Origin of the sequence: Marichromatium gracile (genome assembly GCF_004343155.1) — a bacterium.
Taxonomy (GTDB): Bacteria; Pseudomonadota; Gammaproteobacteria; order Chromatiales; family Chromatiaceae; genus Marichromatium; species Marichromatium gracile.
Genome location: NZ_SMDC01000003.1, coordinates 80,589 through 100,892 on the forward strand (window position 1 = coordinate 80,589; position 20,304 = coordinate 100,892).

Sequence of the window (20,304 nt, forward strand, 5' to 3'; positions counted from 1 at the left end):
GAGCGTTCGAGCCTAGCGCTCGCGGGGGCGCGGCGTCTTGTACGTTCTTGCGCGGTACTGGGCGAGATATTGCCCCGGGGTGATGCCGCGGGCGCGCTTGAAGTGACGGTGCAGATGGCTCTGGTCGTGGAAGCCGGCGGCGCAGGCCGCCGCGCCGATCGTCGCGCCCTGGCGCAGCAACGCGGCGGCCCGTCTGAGCCGGGCCTGGACCTGATAGGCGTGCGGAGGCAGGCCGTAGCGACGATGGAAGGCGCGCACCAGGTGTGCCGGGCTGCAGCCGGCGAGTCGCGCCAGCGCGGCGAGCGGGATCTCCTCCTCGGCGGCCTGTTCGAGCCGGTCGCGGACCAGCGCGAGACGGGGGTTGGCGCCCGGCTCGCCGGGTGCGGCGTGCATCCCGGCGTGATCGCGCATCAGTCGTGCGAGGGTGTCGTGGAGCGCGGTGTCGCGCGCGAGCCGGCTCGCGGGTCGATCGAGCAGGGTGAAGAGTGTGCGCAGACGGTGCGCCAGGGCCGGGTCGTGCACCACCGGCGAGCGGAACCAGGGGGCGCGACGACCGGGCTGGCCGAGTGTGCGCCAGACCTGCTCGAACTGCTCGGGGGTGGGGTAGAGCGCGCGATAGGCCCAGCCGCCGCTGCTCGCGGCCTGTCCGGTGTGGATGGTGTCGGCGTTGACGAGGATGAGGCTGTCGGTCGGGGCGAGATGGTTGGCGCCGGCGTTGAAGAAGCCCTGGGTGCCGCGCTCGATCAGCGCGATGCTGTAGCCGGCATGGGCATGGCGCGAGAAGCGTTGGTGGACATAGCGCGCGCTCAGCCACTCGAGACCGCCGAGGACGTCGCTGACGTGGAAGCGGACGCGTTCGTCGTGGTCTTGCAGGGACATGGGCTGCTGGTGGTGGAGCGCTGCTCGTCGGGTTGCTCGGAGGGCGCGCGCGGATCCTGGCCGGTCGGTGGGGAGACGCACGGTGGGCGGCGTGTGTCGCAGTGTAGCAGCGCCGGTCGATGTCTGCGGTAGTGGGGGTCGAGTTCGCTCCAGGCGATACGGCCGTTGCGCCCGCTGGCCTTGACCCAGTCGAGGGCGTCGTCGGCGCGCTTGACGATCTCCTGAGGGGCGCGCGGTGGTGCGAACTGGGTCCGCGCCTGAAACTCGCCGACACACGGTGTCACCGATGCTGTCGATGACCCTGAGCCGGGGGGCGCCATCGAGCCCGATCGGGTCGCGGTGCAGGCGTTCGCGCAGTCGCGCCAGCCGCGCGCGGGCCTGCTCGGGGGAGATGCGGTGGAGGATCTGCGCGAACTCCTCGCCGCCGATCCGCGCCAGCACATCGCAGTCGCGGCTCGCGGCGCGGCTGATCCCGGCGAGCTGCGCGAGCATCCGGTCGTGGCCGCCGACGGGACGCAGGACGCTCGTCGGCGGCCGGATTGCCCGGCAGGGCGACGACCTGAGCGCGTGGGACGCGGGCGAGGTCGCGATCGATGGTGCGGCGGCCATCGTGGTGGATGAGGCCGGGGCCCTCGCTGGCGGTGTCGCTCATCCGTGGGAGGGCGCTCAGCGACGGCCCTGGCCGATGCGCGGTGGTATCACCCGGGGCGGCGCGGCGGTGGCGCAGCCGCCACCCTTGCCCTTGCCCGAGCAGCCGCCACAGCGACCGCGGTTGGCCCACAGGGTGCGGTAGAGATAGTAGAGCGCGGCGCCGAGCGCGATCAGCGGGATGAGGATGTCGGCCCAGCCGAGCGCATTGCCGGCGGCGACCACCGTCGCGGCGCTGCTGTCGGTTGCGGTCTCTTGCATGCGGTGCTCCGTGGTCTGTGAATGGGGGCGGCCGGGGCGCTGCCCCGGCCCCCGGTCAGCCGTGTTCGGGTGCGGTGGTCAGGGCGACGGGGCGTCTCCGGCCCGGCCCGGTGAACAACCCGAGCAGCAACAGCAGCGCGAGCGCGCCGAAGTAGGTCCAGCTCATCATCTCGATCCCCGAGGAGCCGGTGGCGACGCCGATGCTGTAGACCGCGCTGGCCACACCCAGCCCGAGCAGTGTCGGGAAGACGATCGAGAACAGCATCCACTTGTAGGAGCCGGTCTGGACCTTGACCATCACCGTGGTGGCGAGACAGGGCGGGTAGAGCGCGAAGAACAGGATCACCGCCACCGCGGTGAGTGCGGTGGCGCCGCCGGCGCGGGTCTCCTCGCCCATGCGTTGCTCGAGCGTGGCGTTCTGGTCCTCGTCCTGCTGGAACAGCACCCCGAGGGTGGCGACGCTGCTCTCGCGCGCGGCGAAGGAGGAGAGCAGGGCGACGTTGATCTTCCAGTCGAAGCCGGCGAACCGGGTCACCGGCTCCATGCCGCGCCCGATGATGCCGAGGATCGAGCTGGTGATGCGCTCCTCGCGCATCTCGCGGCGCAGCGACTTGCGCGCCGAGCTGAGCTTGCGCAACTCGCGACTGGCCTGACGGGCGTCACGATCGCCCTTGGGCGGTGCGACCAGCGGGAAGTAGTCGGGGTTGCGGCGCTCGAAGCGCGCCTTGACCGCGCGTGAGCCCTCGGCCCCGGAGGCGTTGAGCTTGGCGCGCTTGTAGTCGTTGTAATAGTTGAGCAGCGGGGTGATGTGCTCGGCGGTGGCGACCCAGTCATAGGCGTTGCCCGCCATCGCCTGCTCGAAGCTGCTCACCGCCGCGCGACCGCGCTCCTCGAAGTCGGCCATGCGGGCGTCGGAGAGTCCGGGCAGGTGCAGCAGGGTGAAGACCACCACCGCCACCGCGATGACGATGGTGCCGACCTTCTTGATGTAGAGCCAGGTGCGATCGATGGCGCGCCGCAGCACGCCGCCGAGGGTCGGCAGGTGATAGGCCGGCAGCTCCATGACGAAGGGCGAGGTCTCCTCGCCGCGCAGCACGGTGCGGGTGAGCAGCTTGGCCACCAGCAGCGCGAAGATGATCGTCATGGTCGAGATGTAGAACATCATCAGCGCCTTGTGCTCGACGAAGAAGATCCCGAGCAGCAGGGTGTAGAGCGGCACCTTGGCCAGACAGTTCATGAAGGGCACGGTGAGGATGGTGGCCATCCGCGCGCGGTTGTCGGGGATGCCCTTGGTGGCCATCACCCCGGGTACCGCGCAGCCGCCGGCGAACACCCCGGCGAGGATGAAGGGCAGGGTACTCTGGCCGTGTAGCCCGAAGCGGTGCAACACCTTGTCGAGGATGAAGGCGATGCGCGCCATGTAGCCCGAGTCCTCGAGCACCGCGATCAGCGCGAAGAGGATGAGGAAGATCGGCACATAGTTGAGCAGGGTGTTGGCCGAGTCGACCAGCCACAGCCCGAGCGCGCGGGTGTAGGGATCGACCAGGAAGCCGGCATCGGGCAGCACCCCGGCGACCAGCTCGCGCATCCCGGCGAGCAGCGGCCAGGTGTAGTTGGTCAGCTCGTAGCCCCAGACGATCGCCACCTGATAGATCAGGAACACGGTGAGCACCAGGAAGGCCGGCGCGGCGATGCGGTTGAGTACCACGCGGTCGATGCGCTCGGTGAGGGTGGTGCGCGGACGGTCCTCGCGCCGTTCGACCACGCCCGCGAGCAGTTGTCCGACGGTCTGGTCGCGACAGGTCGCGAGGTGGTCGGCGACGTCGAGTCGCGCCTGGGTCTCGAAGTCGCCGCGCCGCCGCGCCGCCTCCTGGAGCAGGGCCTCGGCCTGTGGTGCGGGCAGGCGCTCGCGCAGCTGCCGCTGCGCCTGGGCGTCGTCCTCGAGCAGCTTGAGCGCGAGCCAGCGCGCGGGCACGGCGGCCAGCTCCGGGGTGATGGTCGCGTGCTCGACGAGTGCGCCGATCGCCGGCTCCAGCTCGCCGTAGTCGACCGCGGCGGCGGTCTTGCGGTGATCGCACGCGCGCGCGCGAATCGCCGCGCGCAGCGCCTCGCGCCCCTCGGAGCGGCGCCCGACGGTGGGGATCACCGGGACGTCGAGTCGGGCGGCGAGGCGCTGCGGGTCGATCTCCAGCCCGCGCCCGGCGGCGACGTCCATCATGTTCAGCGCCAGCACCAGCGGCAGCTCCATCTCCTGGAGCTGCAGGGTGAGGTGCAGCGAACGGCGCAGGTTGGAGCCGTCGACCACGTTGACGACGACGTCCGGGCGCTCCTGGATGAGAAAGTCGCGCGCCACCCGCTCCTCCAGCGAGAAGGAGGTCAGGCCGTAGGTGCCGGGCAGGTCGACGATGCGCACCCGGCCCTCGGTGTCGCCGTACTGGCCGTACTTCTTGTCGACCGTCACCCCGGGGTAGTTGGCGACGTGCTGGCGCGCCCCGGTGAGGGCGTTGAACAGGGTCGACTTGCCGGCGTTCTGCTGACCGGCGAGGGCGACCAGCAGGTCTCTGCGCTCAGTCATCGTCGCCGACCTCGATGGTGGCTGCCTCCTGACGGCGCAGGGTGACGTTGGTCGCCTCCAGCTTCAGTTCGATGGGGTCGTTCAGTGGCGCGCTGCGCACCAGCACCACCTCGACGTTCGGCATCAGTCCCAGGTCCATGAGGCGCTGGCGTACGGCGCCGCGCGCATGGTGACGACGGATGCGCGCGCGGTGACCGGGGCGCATGTCGTTGAGGGTGCGGTGGGGGCAGTTCGGTCGGTTCGGCATGGCGGGGCCTTGAGCAGTACGAGCGGGCTGAGGGCGGAATTCTAGACTTATTGATGCTTTGGCGCAAATGATAAAGATTAGCGTTTGCGTGATTGTGCCCTCTTGGGGTAAGGTCTCTCGCGCCCCGAATCGACCGGGATGCCGATCCCGGCGACGACGAAAATCGCAATCTGGAGAGTTCGATGCGCAAGATCCTGCCGCCACTGACGCTGCTCGCAGCCACCCTGGCCGCCACCCCGGCCCTGGCCCACACGCCGCTGTGCTCCTGCTACGACAACGGTGACGGCACCGTCTTCTGCGAGGGCGGCTTCTCCGACGGCTCCTCGGCCTCCGGCGTGGCGATCCGCGTGCTCGATGCCAGCGGCAGCGCCGTCATCGAGGGCGCGATGACCGAGGACAGCGAGTTCGAGTTCGACAAGCCCGATGGCGAGTACAAGGTGGTGTTCGACGCCGGTCCCGGTCACGAGATCGAGATCGACGGCGAGGACATCGTCGAGTAAGGGCCAGCCGCGCTGGCCGCAATACCCCGCTTTCTGACACCGGAACCCTAGCCACGATGATGAAGACCCCTCTCGCACTCCTCGCCTCGGCCGCCGCGCTCGGTCTCGGCACCGGCGCCGCCCAGGCGCACTTCCAGCTGCTCTACACCCCCGAGACCATGCTCGAGTCGCCGGCCGAGGTCGATCTCAAGCTGGTGTTCGGGCACCCGATGGAGAACGGCCACGCCATGGACATGGGCGAGCCGCTCGATTTCTTCGTCCAGTTCAAGGACCAGCGCATCGACCTCAAGGACGCGCTGCAGCCGATCACCTGGCAGGGCGCCCACAACCAGGCCAAGGCCTATCAGGCGACCTACAAGGTCCGGCGCAACGGTGACTATGTGTTCGCGCTGGTACCCGCGCCCTATTACGAGGGTAGCGAGGACATCTATATCCAGCAGATCACCAAGTCCTATCTGAACAAGGGCGCGATGCCCACCAACTGGAGCGAGCCGCTCGGCCTGCCCACCGAGATCGTGCCGCTGAACAAGCCCTATCAGGTGTTCGCCGGCGGCACCTTCACCGGTCAGCTGCTCGCCGAGGGCCAGCCGGTGGCCGGCGCCGAGTGCGAGATCGAGTACATCAACACCGAGATCGACATGACCGCCAACGCCTTCGGCGAGGACACCCTGGGCACGGTGCCGGCGACCGCGATCGTCGCCATCACCGATAGCGACGGGCGCTTCACCTTCGGCATCCCGACGCCCGGGGTGTGGGGCTTCGCCTGTCTCGGCAGTGGCCCGGAGAAGGCGCACGAGGGCAAGGAGCTGTCGCAGGATGCGGTGATCTGGGTCGAGGCGCGTCCCCTGGAGGTCGGTGCGCCGGTCGTCGAGGCGGGGGTGAGCGAGCAGGCCGAGGCGGGTGACGCCGAGACCTTCGATCGCGAACTGAGCCTCGAGCAGCGGCGTGATGTGCAGGCCGCGCTGCGCGGGCTCGGGGTCTACGGCGGTGGTGTCGACGGTCGCTTCGGGCCGCAGACGCGCGAGGCGCTGAAGGTCTTCCAGCGGGTGCGCGAGCTGCCCGTCAATGGTCTGGTCGATGCCGAGGTGCTCGATGTGCTGAGCCGACTCGGCGCCAACTGAGTCGTTTCGCCGGACGCGCGGGAGCGGGTTCGGCGGGCATCTCCATCGCCCCGGTTCGGCCTCGTGCCGGGCCGGGGCGATGTCTTTTCGGGATCCGTGCCCTGACGACCGTCCGTGCGGCATGTCCGGTGACGGGGCGGGGGGAGAGACGGGGGCGGTGCGGGGTGTTGCGGACGTGCGGCGATGGCGGGGCCGATGGCGCGACGGTGACGCCGCGCGCCTGGCGTGTTCGGGGCGAGCTGCGGTCGTTCAGCCCTTCATCGAGGAGAAGAACTCGTCGTTGGTCTTGGTCGCCTTGAGTTTGTCGAAGAGGAACTCCATGGCCGCCAGTTCGTCCATCGGGTGCAGGATCTTGCGCAGGATCCACATCTTCTGCAGTTCCGCCGGGCCCATCAGCAACTCCTCGCGGCGGGTGCCGGAGCGGTTGATGTTGATCGCCGGGAAGATGCGACGCTCGGCGATACGGCGATCCATGTGGATCTCCATGTTGCCGGTGCCCTTGAACTCCTCGTAGATCACGTCGTCCATGCGCGAGCCGGTGTCGACCAGCGCGGTGGCGATGATGGTGAGGCTGCCGCCTTCCTCGACGTTGCGCGCGGCGCCGAAGAAGCGCTTGGGACGCTGCAGCGCGTTGGCGTCGACGCCGCCGGTGAGCACCTTGCCGGAGGACGGCACCACGGTGTTGTAGGCGCGCGCCAGGCGGGTGATGGAGTCGAGCAGGATGACCACGTCCTTCTTGTGCTCGACCAGACGCTTGGCCTTCTCGATCACCATCTCGGCGACCTGGACGTGACGCGTGGCCGGCTCGTCGAAGGTCGAGGAGATGACCTCGCCGCGCACCGAGCGGGCCATCTCGGTGACCTCTTCCGGACGCTCGTCGATGAGCAGCACGATCAGGTAGCAGTCGGGGTGGTTGTGACCGATCGACTGGGCGATGTTCTGCAGCATCATGGTCTTACCGGCCTTGGGCGGCGAGACGATGAGGCCGCGCTGACCCTTGCCGATGGGGGCGACCAGGTCGATGGTGCGGGCGGTGATGTCCTCGGTGCTGCCGTTGCCGACCTCGAGGGTGAGCCGCTCCTGGGCGAACAGCGGGGTGAAGTTCTCGAACAGGATCTTCGACTTGGCGTTCTCGGGGCGATCGAAGTTGATGTCCGAGACCTTGAGCAGGGCGAAGTAGCGCTCGCCGTCCTTGGGCGGACGGATCTTGCCCGAGATGGTGTCGCCGGTGCGCAGCGCGAAGCGCCGGATCTGGCTGGGCGAGACGTAGATGTCGTCGGGGCCGGCGAGATAGGAGGCGTCGGCCGAGCGCAGGAACCCGAATCCGTCCTGCAGGATCTCGAGCACGCCGTCGCCGTAGATGTCCTCGCCACGCTTGGCCTGTGCCTTGAGGATGGCGAAGATCAGGTCCTGCTTGCGAGAGCGTCCGACACCCTCGATGTCCATCGATTGGGCAAGGGCAACCAGCTCGGGTACAGGCGTCTTCTTGAGTTCGGTTAGATTCATCACGGTTATCGTTAAAGACAGAGGTCGTGGCTGGTGGGCAGCGCCCCGCGAGAAGGATCGGTGTCGCGAGAGGATGCGGCTGCAGGACAGCAGCCCACCGGAGAGGGGGCGTCCGGGCGGACGCCCCGTGGAAATTAGAAAGTCGATCGCCTCGAACGCGCGGGTGCCTCGCCGCGCGCTGGTTGGTTGCCGGGTGTCAGAGGTTGCTGTCGATGAAAGCGGTCAGCTGCGACTTGGAGACGGCGCCCACCTTGGTCGCCTCGACCTCGCCATCCTTGAACAGCATCAGCGTGGGGATGCCGCGGATGCCGTAACGGGGAGGGGTGTTGGGGTTGTCGTCGATGTTGAGCTTGGCGACCTTGAGGTCCTTGCCGTACTCGCTTGCGATCTCATCGAGGACCGGGGCAATCATCTTGCACGGACCGCACCAGTCGGCCCAGTAGTCTACGAGCACCGGCTTGGAGGATTTCAGCACCTCTTCCTCGAAGGTGTCATCGGTCACGTGGACGATGCTGTCGCTCACTGGAGTCGTCTCCCGTTGAATTCGTGTGGTGAAGGGCGTGAGAACTCGCCGTTGAGGCGTCGCGCGGGTCGGCTGTGGAGCGGGCGGGCGAATTGGCGTTGATATGGGCCCTTGGGTAAGATGCTATTTGATCCAAAGCGAAGAGAATTTGCAAGCCTTGCCCGTCCGCGAGGTCTGTAGCTCAGGGATACCCGAAACGTCATGACAGACACACACCTCTCCCAGACGCGCCTCGACTCGCTGGCGCTTGATCCGCGGATCCTCGCGGGTCTCGCCGAGACCGGTTTCACCCACTGTACACCGATCCAGGCCGAGACCCTGCCGATCGCCCTGGAGGGGCATGACATCGCCGGTCAGGCACAGACCGGCACCGGCAAGACCGCAGCCTTCCTGCTCGCGACCATGCAGCGGCTGCTCGGCCACCCCGCCGAGCCGCGCGATGCCGCCGACACCATCTGTCGACCGCGGGCGCTGATCCTCGCCCCGACCCGCGAGCTGGCGGTGCAGATCCACAAGGACGCGCTCGCCCTCGGCGCCCACACCGGGTTGCGTCTGGGGCTGGCCTATGGCGGCACCGGCTATCAGAAACAGCGCGATGAGCTGGCCGCAGGTGTCGACATCCTCATCGGCACCCCGGGACGGCTGATCGACTACTTCAAGCAGCGGGTGTTCGACCTGCGCGGCATCGAGGTGGTGGTGCTCGACGAGGCCGATCGCATGTTCGACCTCGGTTTCATCAAGGACATCCGCTTCCTGCTGCGGCGGATGCCGCCGCCCGAGTCGCGTCAGGGGCTGCTGTTCTCGGCCACGCTCTCCTACCGGGTCACCGAGCTCGCCTACGAGCACATGAACCAGCCGCGCCTGATCAAGATCGAGACCGAGCAGGTCACCGCCGATCGGGTGCGCCAGTGCTGCTACATGACCGCCAACGAGGAGAAGATCCCGCTGCTGGTCGGGTTGGCGCGCGGCTGGCTCGAGGGCGATGCGCGGATCATGGTCTTCGTCAACACCAAGCGCGAGGCCGATCGCGTCTGGGGTTATCTGCAGGGCAACGGCATCAACACCGCCGTGCTCTCCGGCGACGTGCCGCAGAAACAGCGGTTGCGCCTGCTGCGCGAGTTCACCGAGGGTTCGCTGCCGGTGCTGGTCGGTACCGACGTGGCCGCGCGCGGGCTGCACATCCCCGACGTCACCCACGTGGTCAACTTCGACCTGCCCGAGGACCCGGAGGACTATGTCCATCGCGTCGGGCGCACCGCGCGCGCCGGCGCCGCGGGCGATGCCGTGGGCTTCGTCTGCGAGACCTATGCCTTCTGTCTGCCCGACATCGAGGCCTATATCGACGCCAAGATCACCGTCGAGCCGGTCGATCCGGGCCTGCTCGCCGAGGTCGATCCCGGCAGCCGCTTGCGTCCCGAGCGTGCGCGTCGCGATGGGCATCGTTCCGGCGAGCGTGGTGAGCGCGGCCATGGCGAACGCGATGGGCGCAGACGCAGCGCGCGACCGAGATCGGCCGAGCCGGTCGCGGAGAGCGAAGGCTCGACCCGTGACGCCTCGACCGAGTCGTCCGCGCAGCCGCCGCGCCCGCGCCGGCGGCGTTCGACCAAGGTCTCGGACGCCCCGGCCTCCTGTGCCCTCACCGATCCCGCCACCGATCCCGCCCCCCAGCCCCCCACCGAGACCGATGCCAGCCAGGCCGAGGCCCCGCGCAAGAGGCGTCGGCGGCGTCGGCGCAAGCCCTCAACCAGTCAGGAGACAGGCGTTCAGTCGCCCAAGCCCGAGGAGATCGAGCCGGTCGACTGAGCCGCGTCCAGTCCGGGGATCAGCTGTCCGAAGTCGGTGATGGTGGCGAAGCCCTCGACGCGGCGCGGCGCGGCGCGTGAATCGGGCGCGCCGACGGCGAGCAGCCAGCCGAAGCCGTAGTCGTGGGCCGCGCGCAGCACCTGCGGGTTGTCGTCGACGAACAGGGTGCGCGTCGGGTCGAAGGGCTCGATGGTCTGCACCCGCGACCAGAATCCCGGTGTCTCCTTGACCGCGCCGAGGTCATGGGCGCAGATGATGTGCTCGAAATGACCGGCGAGACGGGTGCGTTCGAGCTTGAGCGCGAGCGCGCGCTGGTGGGCGTTGGTCACCAGCACCCGGCGTCTGCCGCGCGCGCCGAGCAGCTCGAGGAACTCGACCACCCGCGGGTGGACCGCGATCAGGTGCTCGACCTCGCGCTTGAGCAGGGCGACGTCGAAGCCGAGCTCGCGGCTCCAGTGATCGAGACAGTACCACTCGATAGTGCCGGCGAGATCGTGATAGCGGGCGTGCAGCTCGGCCCTGGCCGTCGCCACCGGGATGCCGCGCGCCTCGGCGTAGCGCCGGGGCATGTGTTCGAGCCAGAAGTGGTTGTCGAAGTGCAGGTCCAACAGGGTGCCGTCCATGTCGAGGAAGACGGTGTCGATCCGCGTCCAGTCGATGTCGATGGGCTCTGGGGTCATGTGCTGCGCCGGAGGTTGGTTGCGAGTGGGTGACCGCTGCCTTGGGTCGGGGCCGGTGGGGCAGAGGATGCCCGATGCCCGGGCGCGACGCCAACCCGCCGCGCCCCGGCGGCCTTCGGTTATGGTGGTTTCGAGCCGCGTGCCCGGTGTCGGGCCGCCGCGGCGCTCTCATCCCTGCAAGGAGTCCCTGATGCGGTCCAAACCCAAGATCCTCGCCCGTCGCGTGGTCGCCGAGAGTCGACTGTTCCGGGTCGAGCAGATCGATCTGGAGTTCGCCAACGGCGCGCGGCGTACCTATGAGCGGGTGCCCGGCAGCGGCAACGACTCGGTGATGATCGTGCCGATGCTCGATGCCGAGACGGTGTTGCTGATCCGCGAGTACGGCGCCGGCAGCGAACGTTACGAACTCGGTCTGCCCAAGGGGGTGGTGGAGCCCGACGAGCATCCACTCGCTGCCGCCAACCGTGAACTCCAGGAAGAAGTCGGGCATGGGGCGCGGACGCTGCGCATCATCGATCGGGTCTCGCTGGTGCCCGGCTATATCGCCCATCGCAGCCTGATCGTGCTTGCCCAGGACCTCTATCCGAGTCGCCTGCCGGGCGACGAGCCCGAGGAGATCGAGGTGGTCCCCTGGCGCCTCGACGCGCTCGATGCGCTGCTCGCGCGCGAGGACTTTGACGAGGCCCGTGCCATCGCCGCGCTCTTTCTCGCGCAGCGCGCGCTCGCCGCCGGGGGCTGAGCGGCGCGCCGTCAGCGCTGGGGTCGATATCGGGAGGGATCCGCATGACCATCATTCGAGTATGGCTGGCCGCTGCTCTGCTGGGGGTGACGATCGCCGCGGTGGCAGAGGAGGGCGGTGGGGCCTTCGACGATCGCCCGCGCGCGACCCTGCTCGAACACCCCGATTGGTTCACCGAGACCCTGTTCGATCTTCCCGATGATCTGGCCAGGGCGGTGGCGGCGGGCAAGCGCGGGCTGATGGTCTATGTCGGCCAGCGCCGCTGCGCCTATTGTCATCTGCTGATGGACGAGGTGTTCGGCCAGGCCGACATCCGCGACTACACCCGGCGTCATTTCGACGTCGTCGCACTCGATGCCTGGGGCGTGGCCGAGGTCACCGCCATCGACGGCGCGGTGCTCAGCGAGCGGGCGCTGGCGCTGCGCGAGCAGGCCGACTTCACCCCGACGATCCTGTTCTATGACGCCGCGGGACGACTGGCGCTGCGGCTGCGCGGTTACTACCCGCCCTATCAGTTTCGCGCCGCGCTCGAATACGTCGCCGACGCCCACTATCGAGACGAGTCCTTCCGCGACTATCTCGCCCGTGGCGACAATCGTCTGGTGTTCGAGCTCGACGCGCTCAACGAGGCCGATTTCTTCCAGCCGCCGCCGCACAACCTCGATCGTCGCTTCCCTGCCGAACGGCCCCTGGCGGTCTTCTTCGAGCGCGGCGAGTGTCATGCCTGCGACGTGCTCCACGGCCAGGTGTTGCGCGGGACCGGGCTAGATGCGTCTTTCACCCGGATCGACGCGGTACAGCTCGACATGGATGCCCCCACCCCGGTGATCACCCCGGACGGTCGGCGTGTCCGTGCGCGTGACTGGGCCGCCGAGCTGGGCCTGTTCTATGCGCCGTCCGTGCTGTTCTTCGACGAGCGTGGTCGTGAGCTGCTGCGGGTCGACTCGGTGGCGAGCTTCTATCGGCTCGGGCGGGTGCTCGAATACATCGACAGCCGCGCCTATCGCGACCTTCCCTATGGTCGCTGGCGGGCGCGCGTGGAGACGCCCGGAGAGTGAAATCGACCGTTTCGTGTACAGTGCTAGTGTTGGGAAAATCAGGGAGTCCGGCGCTACGTCATTGAAATAGCGCGATCCCGGCATGGTTATTATCTGTTATTTTTCCGCGTCGCTGTTTTTGACGGTCTGACGATCGCGCACGATCGTCATGCCCCGTAAGAGGAAGAATAATGCAAAGCGTCTATATCGCCGGCGCCGGACGCGGTAGCGGCAAGTCCGTGGTCGTGCTCGGCTTCATGGAGATGCTCTCGTCGGTCAAGCAGAAGGTCGGGTTCTTCCGGCCGTTCGCCCCCCGGGGCGCGACCGAGGACAACCTGACCGCGCTGATCCGTAGCCGTTACGATCTGCCGTTCCCGCCCGAGATGCTTTACGGCTGTACGGTCGAGACCGCCCGTCAGCTGATCGGCAGTGGCCGCTACGACGAGCTGCTGAAGCTGATCCTCAACAAGTTCAAGATGCTCGAGGAGCGCTGCGACCTGGTGGTCTGCGCCGGGACCGACTACAATGGTTTGATCCCCTCGCTCGAGCTCAGCTTCAACGCCGACCTGGCGAGTCACTTCGGCTGCGGTCTGGTGGCGGTGGTCAAGGGTTTCGGCCGCACCCCGCAGGAGGCGCAGGACGCGTTGCACATCGCTCACGAACTGATGCGCGAGCGTGGCGGCGACTTCCTGGTGAGCATCGTCAACGGCGTCGAGCCCGAGTGCGTGGAGACGGTCAAGGACCGTGCCCGCGACCTGCTCACCGACAAGGAGAACGTTTGCGTCATCCCCGAGGATGCCGAGCTCGGCATGCCGACGGTGGGCGAGGTCTGTCAGGCGCTCGGCGCCGAGCGTCTCTACGGCGACGATGACGCGATGAACCAGGTGGTGTCGAGCTACAAGATCGCCGCCATGGCGGTGCCCGACTTCCTCGGCTATGTCGAGGACGGCAGCCTGATCATCACCCCGGGTGACCGCGCCGACATCATCCTCGCCAGTCTCGCCGCCGACGCCTCGGCCGCCTTCCCGCGGGTGGCCGGGCTGCTGCTCACCGGCGGCATCGAACCCTCGGACAAGGTGCGTCAGCTCATCGAGGGGCTGCGTCGCACCAAGGTCGCCATCCTCCAGGTGCCGACCGACACCTTCACCACGGCGATGAACCTGCACGGCATCGAGTCGACCATCCTCCCCGGCGATGCGCGCAAGATCGCCGCCGCGCTGGGGCTGTTCGAGGCGCACGTCGACGTCGACGACCTGCGCACCCGGCTCACCGGGCGGCGTTCCGAGCGGGTCACCCCGCTGATGTTCGAGTACGAGCTGATCCAGCGCGCCAAGGCGCGGCGCCAGCGCATCGTGCTGCCCGAGGGCAACGACGAGCGGGTGCTGCGCGCCGCCGAGATCCTGATGCTGCGCCAGGTCGCCGACCTCACCCTGCTCGGCAACCCCGACGAGATCCATCGCACCATCGGCGAGCTCGGGCTCAAGCTCGAGGGGATCCGCATCCTCGACCCGGCCACGGCGCCGGAGCGCGAGCGCTATGCCAAGGCCTACTACGAGCTGCGCCGGCACAAGGGCATCTCCGAGCAGATGGCGCTCGACGTGCTCGAGGACGTCAGCTACTTCGGTACCATGATGGTGCACGTGGGCGACGCCGACGGCATGGTCTCGGGCGCGGTGCACACCACCCAGCACACCATCCGCCCGGCCTTCGAGACGGTCAAGACCAAGCCCGGCGTCGAGCTGGTCTCGAGCGTGTTCTTCATGTGCCTGCCCGACCGGGTGCTGGTCTACGGCGACTGTGCGGTCAACCCCAACCCGACCGCCGAGCAGCTCGCCGAGATCGCCGTGACCTCGGCCGAGACCGCCGCGGCCTTCGGCCTCGAGCCGCGCGTGGCGATGCTCTCCTATTCGAGCGGCAGCTCGGGCAAGGGCGAGGACGTCGAGCGGGTGCGCGAGGCCGCGCGGCTCGCCCGCGAGCGTCGTCCGGATCTCAAGATCGAGGGTCCGATCCAGTACGACGCCGCCGTCGACGTCAACGTGGCGCGCTCGAAGATGCCCGACAGCGAGGTCGCCGGACATGCCACCGTGCTGGTGTTCCCCGACCTCAACACCGGCAACAATACCTACAAGGCGGTGCAGCGCAGCGCCGGGGCGGTGGCCATCGGGCCGGTGCTCCAGGGGCTCAACAAGCCGGTCAACGACCTCAGCCGCGGCTGTACCGTGACCGACATCATCAACACCGTCGCCATCACCGCCATCCAGGCGCAGACCGAACAGGAGATCCAGGCATGAAGGTGCTGGTCCTCAACTCGGGGAGTTCCTCGATCAAATATCAGCTCTTCCGCAGCGAAGACTGGACCGCCATCGCCTCGGGCATGGTCGCGCGTATCGGCGAGACCGAGGGCGAGATGCGTCTCGAATGGCTCGACGCCGATGGGGTGATGCAGCGCGATCAGAACGATCTCGCCGTGCCCTCGCACCAGGAAGGCATCGACTTCATCGTCGAGACGCTGCAGTCGCACGGCGTGCTCGGCGACGTCTCCGAACTCAGCGCCATCGGCCATCGGGTGGTCCACGGCGGGCCGCACTTCAAGCACCCGGTGATCGTCGACGCCGATGTCCTCGCCGAGCTCCACGAGGTGATCCCGCTCGCGCCGCTGCACAACCCCGGTCATCTGGCCGGGATCGAGGTCGCGCGCAAGCACTTCCCGAGCGTCCCTTCGGTGGTGGTGTTCGACACCGCATTCCACCAGACCATGCCGCCGACGGCCTATCGCTACGCGATCCCGGAGTATCTCTACACCGAGCACCGCATCCGTCGCTACGGCTTCCACGGCACCTCGCACCACTATGTCGCCAAGCGCGCCGCCGAGCTGCTCGGCAAGCCGCTCGAGCAGTGCAACCTGATCACCATGCATCTCGGTAACGGCGCCAGCGCCAGCGCCATCCGCAACGGCCGCTGTGTCGACACCTCGATGGGGCTGACCCCGCTCGAGGGGCTGGTGATGGGCACGCGCTGCGGTGACATGGATCCGGCGGTGCCGATCTATCTGAGCAAGCACCTCGGGCTCAACGCCGAGGCGATCGACCACATGCTCAATCGTCAGAGCGGGCTGCTCGGCATCTGCGGCGTCAACGACATGCGCGAGGTGGTGCGCCTGGCCGAGCGCGGCAACGAGCGTGCCGAGCTGGCGCTGGGGATGATGACCCATCGGCTGAAGAAGTACATCGGCGCCTATTACGCCGAGCTCGGCGCGGTCGACGCCATCGTCTTCACCGGCGGGATCGGCGAGAACTCCGCCGAGGTCCGTGCCGGCGCCTGCGCCGGTCTCGAGGCGCTGGGCATCGAGCTCGACGCCACGGCCAACGCCGGTCGCGCCGATGAGGCCGGACTGCGTATCAGCACCGCCGAGAGCCGGGTGCAGCTGTGGGTGATCCCCACCAACGAGGAGCTGGAGATCGCCCAGCAGACCCTGGCCACGGTGGAGCGCAAGCGGCGCTGAACCTCGACGGGATCGTCAGCCGCCAGCGCTTGGCCGGTGGCGGCTGGCGCTGTCCTCTCGATCAGGCGTACAAGACATGAACGGCGCGCCGGGCGAGGCCCGCGCGCCGTTCATGTTTTACGCAGGTCACGGGCTGCCGGTTGGGGAGTGAGCGGACGCGCGCTGTCATGCTGCTGATCCGTCGGATGTGCGGCCTGTCGGTTAAATGCGAGATAATCGGTCATTCAACCGTGGTCCGCTTGGGGTTTCCCGTCGGCCACGCACGAGAACAACGACCGAACGAGCCACCCCAAGGAGGTGACGATGTCCGATACCAGCTCCACGTTCTGGAGACCGGTTGCGCTGTTCCTGCTGGTCGCCCTGATCGGCGTCTATCTGCTCTACGAGTGGTATGACGACCGGCTCTATGAACAGCTCGACAGCCAGGAGAGCGCGCTCGCCCAGGCCGAGCGCAATGCCCGCCAGCTCGATGCCCGGCTCGCCGATGCCGAGTCGCGCCGTGAGCTGCTGGCCGCCGAGCTCGATCGGCTGGGCGCCGAGCACGCGGAGCAGCTGAGTGAGCTCGAGCAGCGACTCGCCGCGCTGCTCGGCGAGAAGCAGGGCCTGGAGGAGCGCTACCAGACGTTGCTCGAGCGCCATCAGGCGATGGAGGTCGATCTCGACTCCGAGCGTGCCCAGGCGAGCGGTGCCTATGCCGAGCTCGAGGCGCGCTATCAGCAGGCCGAGGAGACCATCGCCGCGCTGCGTGACGATCTCTCCCGGGTCCATGAGACGATCGCCGCCACCGCGGCCGAGCATCGTGCCCACATCGAGACCCTGGAGCGTCATCTCAACGAGCGCATCCATCTCTCCACCACTACCCCGATGGATGCCGAGCTGCTGCGTCTGGCGCAGAACCTCGGGGTCGTGCCCTCGGAGGCCGATCGTCAGGCCATCGCCGAGCTCAAGACCAAGCTCGAACTGCTGCAGGAGGACTATGCCGCCGCCCGCGCCAAGTACGAGGTCGACTGCGCCCATCTGCGCCAGGCGCTGGAGCAGGCCGAGGCCAAGGCCGAGGCGCGCGGCGCCGAGCTCGAGCAGCTCAAGATCGCCTACGACGAGGCGCTGGCGGCGCTCGAGACACGTCCCGCCGAGGCTGGCGAGGCCGTGGCCGAGCTCGCCGAGCTGAACCGGACCCTGGCCGCGCGCGAGGCGCGGATCAGCGAGCTGGAAGCGCGGCTGGTGGCGGTCGGTCAGCAGCGGGTCGAGGCCGAGGCCGCGCTCGCCGAGCGTCCGAGCGCAGCGCAGCTTGCCGAGCTCGAACGCGCGCTCGGCGAGGCGCGGGCCCGCATCGAGGGACTGGAGACCGAGGCGGCGGCCGCCGCCGAGGGGGCCGATGCCAGTGCCGCGCTGCGCGAGCAGCTGGCCGCGCGCGAGGCGCGGATCGCCGAGCTGGGGGCCGCGCTCGCCGAGCTGGAGGCCGGGCACCAGGCGCTGAGTGCCGAACTCGATGCCCGTCCCACCGCGGCGCGGGTGAGCGAGCTCGAGCAGGCCCTCGCCGCGGCGCAGGCGCGGATCGCCGAGCTGGAGGACGAGCTGGCGGCCTTCGCCGCCGGTGCCGATGCCGATGCCGGTCTGCGCGAGCGGCTGGCGGCGCGCGAGGCGCGGATCTCCGAGCTGGAGTCGCAGCTCGCCGCGCAGCAGGCACGGCTGGCCGAGGCCGATGCCGCGCTCGCCGAGCAGGCCGACGACGCCGAGGTTGAGGGGCGGGTCGAGGCGCTGAGCGCGGCGCTCGCCGCCGAGCGCGCCGAGACCGCTCGGGTGCGCGCGCTCTACCAACGCCTGGCCGAGCTGGGGGCGAGCTACACCGAGCAGGGGATGCGGCTGCGGCTGGCCAACGACACCCTGCGCTTCCCCTCGGGGGCGGCGACCCTGCCCGCCGGCGAGCTGCCGGTGCTTGATGGTATCGTCGCGCTGCTCGCCGACAATCCGGGGCTGACCCTGCGGATCGTCGGTCATACCGACAGCGCCGGCAGCGATGCGATCAACCTGGAACTCTCGCGCCAGCGCGCCGAGGCGGTGCGCCAGGGACTGATCGAGCGTGGGCTGGAGGCCGCGCGGGTCGAGGCCGAGGGTATCGGCGAGGCCGAGCCGATCGCCAGCAACGCCACCGCGAGCGGTCGCGCCAGCAACCGCCGGGTCGAGATCTATGTGATCGAGTGACCCGCAGGCGACGTCCGTTGCGACGTCGCCGGGCACGCGCCCGGTCGTTCCGGGCGCCTGTCCTCCCGCCTCAGTCGGTGAGTTCCTCGCCGACCGCCAGCCGGGCATCGAGCCAGGCGTGCACGTCCTCGACGCCCTGTCGTTCGAGCGAGGAGAAGCGCTGTACCGTGATCAGGTCGCCGGCCTCGCGCAGCTCCCTGGCCACCGCCAGTTCGGCGGCGCGTGCCGCGCCCTTGCGGTACTTGTCGGCCTTGGTCAGCAGCAGCAACAGCGGCAGCTCCGCTTCCTGCCCCCAGGCGATCATCTGCCGGTCGAAGGCCGAGAGCGGATGACGGATGTCCATCACCACCACCAGCCCGGCGAGCGCGCGTCGCTCGATCAGGTAGGTGGCCAGATGTTGCTGCCACTGGCGCTTGATCGACTCGGCGACCTTGGCGTAGCCGTAGCCCGGCAGGTCGACCAGACGGCGCTGCTCGTCGAGCTCGAAGAACACCAGGTGCTGGGTACGGCCCGGGGTCTTGCTGGTGCGCGCCAGCGCCTTCTGGTGACAGAGGGTGTTGATGGCACTCGATTTGCCGGCGTTGGAGCGACCGGCGAAGGCGACCTCGCGACCGCTGTCGGTCGGGGCCTGATCGATCCTCGGGACCGAGGTGAGAAAGTGGGCGCGTTGATAGAAGGGATTCATGGAGTGTGCGTGCTGGATTGGTCGCCGTGTGGGCGAGGGGAATGGCGTCTGGCGCCGGGATGGGTAGGGATGCCTGAGTGGCGGGGCGGCGTCAAGCCTCGACGGGGCGCTGCCAGTGTCCGGAGCGACCGCCGTGCTTCTCGATCAGGCGCACCTGCTCGATGATCATGCCGCGATCGCTCGCCTTGCACATGTCATAGATGGTGAGCAGCGCGACCTGGACGGCGCACAGCGCCTCCATCTCGACACCGGTGGGACCGGTGGTCTCGACCCGGGCGCTGCACTCGACGGTGCTGGTCTCGGCGTCGGGGGTGAAGGCGATCTCCACCCGCGAGAGCGCGAGCGGATGACAGAGCGGGATCAGATCGGCGGTGCGCTTGGCACCCATGATGGCGGCGATGCGCGCCACGCCGAGCACGTCGCCCTTGCCGGCGCCGCCCTGACGGATGCGCTCGAGGGTTGCGGGGTGCATGCGAATGCGGCCCGCGGCGAGTGCGCCGCGCCGGGTCGAGGGCTTGTCGCCGACATCGACCATGCGCGCCGCGCCCTGGTCGTCGAAATGGGTGAGATCGTCCATCGGCGGGGCTCCGTCGGTCGGGGCGCCGCCCGCCCAGGGGCGGGCGGGACGCGGATCAGAAGGCCGGCTTCTCCGGGGCCTCGTCGAACATGCGCACGCTCTCCATGATCTCCTGGCGCGCCTCCTCGCGGCCGAACCAGCCGTCGACACGGACCCATTTGCCTTCGTCGAGATCCTTGTAGTGCTCGAAGAAGTGGGCGATCTGGTCGAGCAGGTGCTCGGGCATGTCGCGGAAGTTGGTGATGTGACGATAGCCCTTGTAGAGCTTGTCGATCGGCAGCGCCAACACCTTGGCGTCGTCGCCCGACTCGTCGGTCATCTTCAGCACGCCGATCGGGCGGCACTTGATCACCGAGCCGCACAGCAGCGGATAGGGCGTGGCCACCAGCACGTCGACCGGGTCGCCGTCGGCCGACAGGGTGTGGGGGACATAGCCGTAGTTGCAGGGATAGTACATCGCCGTCGACATGAAGCGGTCGACGAACATCGCGCCGGTGTCCTTGTCCATCTCGTACTTCACCGGCTCGGAGCGGGCCGGGATCTCGATGATGACGTTGATTTCGTTGGGGACGTTGTCGCCCCTGGAGACTTTCTTCAGATCCATGTAAGTACTCTGATGGTTGCGAGGGGTGGTTGTCGCGGCGCGCACGCAGGCCCGGGGGGCGGTCGATCCCCCGACGCACACGCGCGACGGAAAGCGACGGATTGTAGACGATCCCCGTGACGGAATCCCAATCGCGGGCGGTTTCGGTGGGTTTCAGCAGTCAGCCCAGCCGGGGATTGAACCGCCAAGGCGCGAAGGTGATCAAGGCGTCATTG

Annotated in this window: 18 protein-coding genes; 8 read left to right on the forward strand and 10 right to left on the reverse strand. The window is 68.5% G+C overall.

From position 1 onward, the window contains the following. Positions 1-12: 12 nt before the first annotated feature. The 4 genes from EDC29_RS17460 to EDC29_RS05995 all read right to left on the reverse strand — a co-directional run bounded on the left by EDC29_RS17460 (position 13) and on the right by EDC29_RS05995 (position 4,610). Positions 13-879 carry an AraC family transcriptional regulator gene (locus EDC29_RS17460; RefSeq protein WP_242465975.1) on the reverse strand — a complete coding sequence of 289 codons (867 nt, stop codon included), beginning with the start codon at positions 877-879 and terminating at the stop codon, positions 13-15. Between the two features lie 666 nt (positions 880-1,545). Further along, entirely contained in the window at positions 1,546-1,788 is a 243-nt protein-coding gene (locus tag EDC29_RS05985) for a hypothetical protein (RefSeq protein ID WP_132228997.1), read from the reverse strand. 55 nt (positions 1,789-1,843) lie between these two features. After that, positions 1,844-4,363 carry a ferrous iron transport protein B gene (feoB, locus tag EDC29_RS05990; RefSeq protein WP_132228999.1) on the reverse strand — a complete coding sequence of 840 codons (2,520 nt, stop codon included), beginning with the start codon at positions 4,361-4,363 and terminating at the stop codon, positions 1,844-1,846. Beyond that, positions 4,356-4,610, reverse strand: a complete 255-nt coding sequence (locus EDC29_RS05995; RefSeq protein ID WP_132229001.1) for a FeoA family protein — start codon at positions 4,608-4,610, stop codon at positions 4,356-4,358. Before EDC29_RS05995 ends, feoB begins: the two co-directional genes overlap by 8 nt. Positions 4,611-4,792: 182 nt before the next feature. Between EDC29_RS05995 and EDC29_RS06000 the strand changes: the two genes are divergently transcribed. Further along, on the forward strand, positions 4,793-5,110 hold the full coding sequence (locus EDC29_RS06000) for a hypothetical protein (protein WP_123139514.1): 318 nt from the start codon (positions 4,793-4,795) through the stop codon (positions 5,108-5,110). 56 nt (positions 5,111-5,166) lie between these two features. Next, entirely contained in the window at positions 5,167-6,231 is a 1,065-nt protein-coding gene (locus tag EDC29_RS06005; RefSeq protein ID WP_200189292.1) for a DUF4198 domain-containing protein, read from the forward strand. A 249-nt stretch (positions 6,232-6,480) separates the two neighbouring features. Here EDC29_RS06005 and rho read toward each other — a convergent pair whose 3' ends face one another. Further along, entirely contained in the window at positions 6,481-7,737 is a 1,257-nt protein-coding gene (gene rho, locus EDC29_RS06010; RefSeq protein ID WP_005224458.1) for a transcription termination factor Rho, read from the reverse strand. 196 nt (positions 7,738-7,933) lie between these two features. After that, positions 7,934-8,260, reverse strand: coding sequence for a thioredoxin TrxA (gene trxA, locus EDC29_RS06015; RefSeq protein ID WP_062273231.1), 327 nt, complete (start codon positions 8,258-8,260; stop codon positions 7,934-7,936). Between the two features lie 201 nt (positions 8,261-8,461). Between trxA and EDC29_RS06020 the strand changes: the two genes are divergently transcribed. Continuing rightward, entirely contained in the window at positions 8,462-10,063 is a 1,602-nt protein-coding gene (locus tag EDC29_RS06020; protein ID WP_123139512.1) for a DEAD/DEAH box helicase, read from the forward strand. On the opposite strand, the gene yrfG is transcribed toward EDC29_RS06020, so the two are convergent. Beyond that, the gene (gene yrfG, locus EDC29_RS06025) at positions 10,024-10,743 is read right to left on the reverse strand and encodes a GMP/IMP nucleotidase (protein ID WP_132229003.1); all 720 of its coding nucleotides are present in this window, start codon (positions 10,741-10,743) and stop codon (positions 10,024-10,026) included. The genes EDC29_RS06020 and yrfG overlap by 40 nt on opposite strands. 190 nt (positions 10,744-10,933) lie before the next feature. On the opposite strand from yrfG, the gene nudE reads away from it, so the two are divergent. The 5 genes from nudE to EDC29_RS17615 all read left to right on the forward strand — a co-directional run bounded on the left by nudE (position 10,934) and on the right by EDC29_RS17615 (position 18,223). Continuing rightward, on the forward strand, positions 10,934-11,482 hold the full coding sequence (nudE, locus tag EDC29_RS06030) for an ADP compounds hydrolase NudE (protein ID WP_132229005.1): 549 nt from the start codon (positions 10,934-10,936) through the stop codon (positions 11,480-11,482). 44 nt (positions 11,483-11,526) lie between these two features. Then, on the forward strand, positions 11,527-12,540 hold the full coding sequence (locus EDC29_RS06035; RefSeq protein WP_123139509.1) for a thioredoxin family protein: 1,014 nt from the start codon (positions 11,527-11,529) through the stop codon (positions 12,538-12,540). 170 nt (positions 12,541-12,710) lie between these two features. Then, positions 12,711-14,810, forward strand: a complete 2,100-nt coding sequence (gene pta / locus EDC29_RS06040) for a phosphate acetyltransferase (RefSeq protein WP_123139508.1) — start codon at positions 12,711-12,713, stop codon at positions 14,808-14,810. Further along, positions 14,807-16,021, forward strand: coding sequence for an acetate/propionate family kinase (locus tag EDC29_RS06045; RefSeq protein ID WP_123139507.1), 1,215 nt, complete (start codon positions 14,807-14,809; stop codon positions 16,019-16,021). Before pta ends, EDC29_RS06045 begins: the two co-directional genes overlap by 4 nt. A 303-nt stretch (positions 16,022-16,324) precedes the next feature. Beyond that, on the forward strand, positions 16,325-18,223 hold the full coding sequence (locus EDC29_RS17615) for an OmpA family protein (protein ID WP_132229007.1): 1,899 nt from the start codon (positions 16,325-16,327) through the stop codon (positions 18,221-18,223). A gap of 70 nt (positions 18,224-18,293) precedes the next feature. On the opposite strand, the gene yihA is transcribed toward EDC29_RS17615, so the two are convergent. From yihA to ppa, 3 genes are all read right to left on the reverse strand, one after another. Then, on the reverse strand, positions 18,294-18,908 hold the full coding sequence (yihA, locus tag EDC29_RS06055; protein WP_123139505.1) for a ribosome biogenesis GTP-binding protein YihA/YsxC: 615 nt from the start codon (positions 18,906-18,908) through the stop codon (positions 18,294-18,296). 91 nt (positions 18,909-18,999) lie between these two features. Next, positions 19,000-19,485 carry a cyclic pyranopterin monophosphate synthase MoaC gene (gene moaC / locus EDC29_RS06060; protein WP_132229009.1) on the reverse strand — a complete coding sequence of 162 codons (486 nt, stop codon included), beginning with the start codon at positions 19,483-19,485 and terminating at the stop codon, positions 19,000-19,002. 55 nt (positions 19,486-19,540) lie between these two features. Then, entirely contained in the window at positions 19,541-20,089 is a 549-nt protein-coding gene (gene ppa, locus EDC29_RS06065) for an inorganic diphosphatase (RefSeq protein WP_005224447.1), read from the reverse strand. Between the last annotated feature and the right edge of the window lie 215 nt (positions 20,090-20,304).